6 protein-coding genes are annotated in these 4,956 nt (G+C 55.3%); 2 read left to right on the forward strand and 4 right to left on the reverse strand.

Going from position 1 to position 4,956, the window contains the following annotated elements:
* On the reverse strand, positions 1-576 hold a 576-nt coding region (gene queG, locus K5905_RS27325; RefSeq protein ID WP_297590210.1), incomplete at its 3' end, for a tRNA epoxyqueuosine(34) reductase QueG.
* 69 nt (positions 577-645) lie between these two features.
* A complete protein-coding gene (locus tag K5905_RS27330) occupies positions 646-1,338 on the reverse strand; it encodes a glutathione S-transferase family protein (protein ID WP_297590212.1) in 693 nt (230 codons plus the stop codon).
* A 354-nt stretch (positions 1,339-1,692) separates the two neighbouring features.
* Here K5905_RS27330 and K5905_RS27335 point away from each other — a divergent pair, with 354 nt between their 5' ends.
* Positions 1,693-2,499 carry an undecaprenyl-diphosphate phosphatase gene (locus K5905_RS27335; RefSeq protein ID WP_297590214.1) on the forward strand — a complete coding sequence of 269 codons (807 nt, stop codon included), beginning with the start codon at positions 1,693-1,695 and terminating at the stop codon, positions 2,497-2,499.
* A gap of 111 nt (positions 2,500-2,610) precedes the next feature.
* On the opposite strand, the gene K5905_RS27340 is transcribed toward K5905_RS27335, so the two are convergent.
* Entirely contained in the window at positions 2,611-3,624 is a 1,014-nt protein-coding gene (locus K5905_RS27340) for a YafY family protein (protein ID WP_297590216.1), read from the reverse strand.
* Between the two features lie 148 nt (positions 3,625-3,772).
* On the opposite strand from K5905_RS27340, the gene K5905_RS27345 reads away from it, so the two are divergent.
* Positions 3,773-4,006, forward strand: a complete 234-nt coding sequence (locus K5905_RS27345) for a DUF1127 domain-containing protein (RefSeq protein WP_297590218.1) — start codon at positions 3,773-3,775, stop codon at positions 4,004-4,006.
* Positions 4,007-4,034: 28 nt separating this feature from the next.
* Here K5905_RS27345 and K5905_RS27350 read toward each other — a convergent pair.
* The coding region (locus tag K5905_RS27350) for an MFS transporter (protein ID WP_297590220.1) at positions 4,035-4,956 on the reverse strand (922 nt) is incomplete at its 5' end.

Raw genomic sequence — 4,956 nt, forward strand, 5'->3', positions numbered from 1 at the left:
ATCCTGCTCCACACCGCTCGAAGGCAGCTCCAGTGTCGTGAAGATTGACCCGAGAAAGAACCAGGAACCAAGGTCGCGCGATACGAGATTTGTGTGCTTGCCCTGCCAGCCGAGACCCGCCGCCTGACCAAGAGGCTTTTCCATAACCGGGGCTGTGTCGACAAAGACTTTCACATCCCCCCCTGCGCGCGAGACAAGAAAGCTTGCAAGTTCCTTCAAGCGACCCTTGATCACGTCGTGATAGTCGCGGTGCCGGGCATAGACGGAGATCCCCCCGGAGCCTTTGTCGTTGAGGTGAGCGAGCGGATGATTTTCTGGGGTCTCGTCCGGACCGTAATTCATCGCCAGCATGATGACGGAATTCACTTCAGGCCAGAGTGACGTCGGCGACGATCGGCGTTCCGCCGTCTCCTCCATCCATCCCATGGTGCCGTGGTAACCCTTGTCGATATAGGATTGCAGCCGCTTGCCGGCATCGGGAATGCTGTCGGCGGGCGCAATTTTCACGCCGTCAAATCCGAGACTTACGGCTTTGTCCTTGAAAGTGGCCAGAAGCTTTTGAGTTTTTGTATCCAAGATATGATGCAGCACGTGTTGGAGCAGACCGTATGGTCCACCCGAGCCATCAGTTTAGGGGGCAGATTTTCAGAAATCCAGATCCGCATAGGTCGGGGCCGGAGGCATGCCAAGCACTTTCTCGCCCAGGAGCGGGCGCATGCTGGGTCGGGATTTCACTCTGGCATACCAACTGCGAATGTCATCTTCATCGCCCCAGGGAACCTCACCCAGATAATCGGCACATGACAGAGTGGCCGCGAGCGCGAAATCGGCAAACGAGAGCCTGTCACCAGCCAGCCACCTGCGTGAAGCAACCAGATAAGCAAAATATCTCAGGTGATGGTGGATGTTTGCACGGGCAACGCGAAGCGCGGCGGAATCCGGCTCCCCACCGCCAGCCGATTTCGGCATGATCTGCTTGTAGAGGCGTTCCCGGACCAGATGACCGACCACCTCCTGGTCGAATTTGATCAGGCTCCACTCCACCAGACGTCTGGTTTCCGCCCGCGCATCCGGATGGTCGGGCATGAGACGACGGTCCGCGACGGCATAGCCTCGCGTTTCATCGAGATATTCCATGATCGGACCCGGGCCGCAGATGGCGGGTCCTTCGTTTTCGACCAGAACCGGCACATTGCCTGCTGCATTCAGCATCAGCAGTTCCTGCGGTCGCTCCCACGGGTTGACGTGTTGCTCTTCGAACGCCGCGCCGTATTCACTCAAGATGAGCCTTATGAACCGGGACGAAGGCGAAAAGGGATGATGGTAAAGCGTGAGCATGAATGGGTTTAGAGCTTGAACTGTGGCAAGACTAGGGCGAGTTGTTTTCCGGGAGAACCATTCCGGTCCTGTTCGGTATGTTGACCCGGTCGGGGTCGGGAACAGGAAGGAACAGGTTGATCCGTTTCGTTTCAAAAAAGAAAGCGTTTCACCCGGTTCGGATGTCCTTATCCTCACTAATCAGGCCGGGATGAAAATCACCTTAACCGGGAGTTTGCCCCACATATGGTTATCAAGGGTTTGACGCAGCCGGTTTGCTCCTGCAAATAAGCGGGCGTTCAGGTCATGTCCCCAGCCGCGAGACATATTTGATCAGACTATTTTTTCATCAGGTCTTTGGAGACAAGAGATACTATGGACGGTCAAACTATTGTTAATGCGTTGATTTTGGGAATTGTGGAGGGGCTAACCGAATTCATTCCCGTCTCGTCCACCGGGCATATTCTTCTGCTTGGCCACTTTCTGGGTTTTGAAAGCACCGGAAAAACTTTTGAAGTTTTGATTCAGCTCGGGGCAATCCTCGCAATTCTCTCTGTTTATTTCGGTCGGCTGTGGCAACTTGCCCTGGCCTTGCCGAGTGATCCCACCAGCCGAAGATTCGTTTTCGGCATATTGCTCGCCTTTTTGCCGGCTGCTGTCATTGGTGTTCTTCTGCACAGTTTCATCAAGGAGGTCCTGTTCGAAACCCCTGCGCTGATCTGTACCGCGTTGCTGGTCGGTGGCATCATTCTTCTGTGGATTGACCGCCTGCCGCTGAAACCTCGCTACACCAACGTCATGGACTATCCTCTATCGCTTTGTTTCAAGATCGGCTGCTGTCAGGTTCTGGCGATGATACCGGGCGTCTCACGCTCGGGGGCGACCATTGCCGGGTCGCTGCTGATGGGGACTGACAAGCGCTCGGCGGCCGAATTCTCGTTTTTTCTGGCCATGCCGACCATGGCGGGAGCCTTCACCTACGATCTTTACAAAAACCGCAATGTGCTTTCGATGGACGATGCCATGATTATCACCATCGGCTTTGTCGCCTCGTTTGTTGCGGGAGTGTTCGTGGTCAAGGGATTGCTGGACTTCGTATCCCGCCATGGTTTTGCTCCCTTTGCCTGGTGGCGGATCATTGTTGGACTGGCCGGCTTTGCCGGGCTTTATTTCCTGGGCTGAGCGTTCCAGAACGCATCCATAGAATATTGGATGTGATCTTGTGTCGTTTTTAGATTTGAAACTCGCAATGGAGGATTTTGCATTCATGCCGCGCGTTTCAAGGTCAGCGCGCTAGGGAGCTTCGGTTCCGTAAAGTTCTGCCAATTCCCGGAGTTCGACGGCCAGTTCCTGGCGCAGGTTGTCGGGCCCTTGCAATTCCGCGCCCGGTCCAAGCCAGCGCACCAGTGGCAGGATGCGGGCCCGTTCCGTGCTTGGAATGCTGATCAGGATCTTTCCGTCGCCAGCCGGTGTGAAGACTGCGTGACGGTAGTACCAGTCAGCACTGAGTTTCTTGGCCTGGCGAGCGGTGATCAGTATCTCGGCAATCTGTTCTTCCTGCTCCCAGCGGCGCATGGCCTGCGAGAGCCAGGCGCCTCCCAAAAGGCTTTGAATTGAAAACTCCTTGTCCGGCCGGAAAAACAGGCCGCTAATCTCCAGATCCCGCACCCGGTCGGCACGATAGACCTTCAAGAGATTCGAATCGACACAGCGGCCGGCCAGATACCACAAATCCCGGTCGAACATGACACCAAACGGCTCGACATCGTGTGATTTGACCGTGTCGCGAACTGGATTGAAGTGATCGAAACGGACGCGTTTGCCGTCAAGAATGCCGGACATGAAACCGTCCAGCGCCCTTTGCCAGTCCTCTGTTGGTTCCGCCTTGGTGCCGGAGTGGAAGATGTCGGGCGGAATCGGTTCGATTCCGACAATCCGGTCCGCTTCCTTCAAAAGGCCGTGCAGGTTCCTGGGCAAGGTTGCCAGAAGCTTTTTCTCCGCAGATGCCAGATCGTCAGCCAGCGGCACCGTCCGGCTGCTGCGCACCAGGGCCATCGCAGCCAGAAGGGCGGCGGTTTCGTTTCGCGTCAGGGCAACCGGAGGCTGGAGATAACCCTGGGCAAGCCGGTAGCCGCCCTCGGCACCGCGCTCGGCATCCACCGGCACGCCGAGGGCGATCAACCGGTCGATATCCCGGTAAATCGTTCGCAGTGAAACTTGAAACCGCTCGGCAAGCACTGTTGCCGGGACGATCTTGCCGCCGGTCAGCAGCAACAAAATGCCGAGCGCACGTTCTATCGGGTTCATGAAGTTGGCTCTTGAGGAATTGGGTCGAAAAAAAATCATACCCTGAGAACATAAGGAGATCAAACATGACTCCCAGCTGTCAGGATTGACCTGCCATTGTCTCCTCGTCCCCGGGAAACGGAGGACATGTGTCCTTAGGAGAAGTGAGATGAGCCTTGAGATTGAAACCGTTTTTCGCAGCCGTGCCCATAGCCGCAGCCGCTTGCTATCTGCCTTTCGTGTACTCGCCGCTGAGCTTCGCCGGTATTACCGTCGCAGGGCTACTGCCAAAGCTTTGTCTCATCTGAATTCGCAGGAGTTGAGAGACATTGGCCTGGTACGGACGGAAACCGGATATCGTGAATTGCATCACGACCGCGTCGGCGCGGATTATTGGAATTAATAAGATAAGGTGGCTGACGCAGTGCGTGTCAGCCACCGGACCTTCGCGTTAACGCCTTTATTTCCGGCTTGTTCCACGCAAGGAACATTACAACAAGCGCAATCAGCGCTGCGATGATCACACCGTAAAACGGAATATCCAGATCAAGACCGATCAACTCGCCGCCAATAAGCGAAATGATTCCGGCAATCAGCGTGAAAACAGCGATGGTCACACCCATGATCCATCCCTGTTCTTCATCATTAACAGCTGCGGAATAAAGCCCGAGAAACGTCGGATAAGCGATGCCAAAGATGAAATAGAAACAGAAGACCGGAATAAAGGTCAGTATCGCGATAGGTGATGCGATGAAAGCAGCAGCGGAGATGGCCCAGACCACGAATGTCGTGCCCAGTATCGCCTCTTTGCTGAACCGCTTCTGTGCCGGTACAACCAGGAATGTGCTCGAAAACGCCAGTGCGGCACCGATCGTCAGCATCACCATGCTACCTCCCAGCGTGCCATAGCCGAATCGGCTGGTGAGGTAGTTGTCGACGAAGATGTAAAACGACAGATTGGCGATGTGGAAAAAGAAGAACACCGCCGTCAGCCGTACAACGACCGGGTAGTTCTTGATCAGCCAGAGAGATTCGAAAATCTCAATGAGGCGGAACACGAACGGTTCACGCTCTGCGACTTTGTCATGCTGGTCCTTGAAGAAGAAGAGCACCAGAAAGATCGCAATCGCGACAAGAACAAAACTCGCATAGAAGGGCAGCTTGATGCTGGCAAGACTTCCAAGAATGATCGGGTCGGACAGAAATCCGCCGATGATCGGGCCGCCAACGAGACCAAAACTGACGCCGGTGATGATGTAGCCCATGTTCCGGTTGCGGTCTTCCTCGTCAACGCTGCCATCGACCATGGCAGCCTGGGCAATCGGTTGATTACCGGCGGTAAGGCCGGTGATG

It is taken from the genome of Roseibium sp. (genome assembly GCF_025698965.1).
Lineage (GTDB): Bacteria > Pseudomonadota > Alphaproteobacteria > Rhizobiales > Stappiaceae > Roseibium.

What these genes read in the sequence shown, in the direction of transcription:
- K5905_RS27330 (WP_297590212.1), bottom strand. Translation starts at nt 1,338, where the DNA reads ATGCTCACGCTTTACCATCATCCCTTTTCGCCTTCGTCCCGGTTCATA.
- K5905_RS27335 (WP_297590214.1), top strand. Translation starts at nt 1,693, where the DNA reads ATGGACGGTCAAACTATTGTTAATGCGTTGATTTTGGGAATTGTGGAG.
- K5905_RS27340 (WP_297590216.1), bottom strand. Translation starts at nt 3,624, where the DNA reads ATGAACCCGATAGAACGTGCGCTCGGCATTTTGTTGCTGCTGACCGGC.
- K5905_RS27345 (WP_297590218.1), top strand. Translation starts at nt 3,773, where the DNA reads ATGAGCCTTGAGATTGAAACCGTTTTTCGCAGCCGTGCCCATAGCCGC.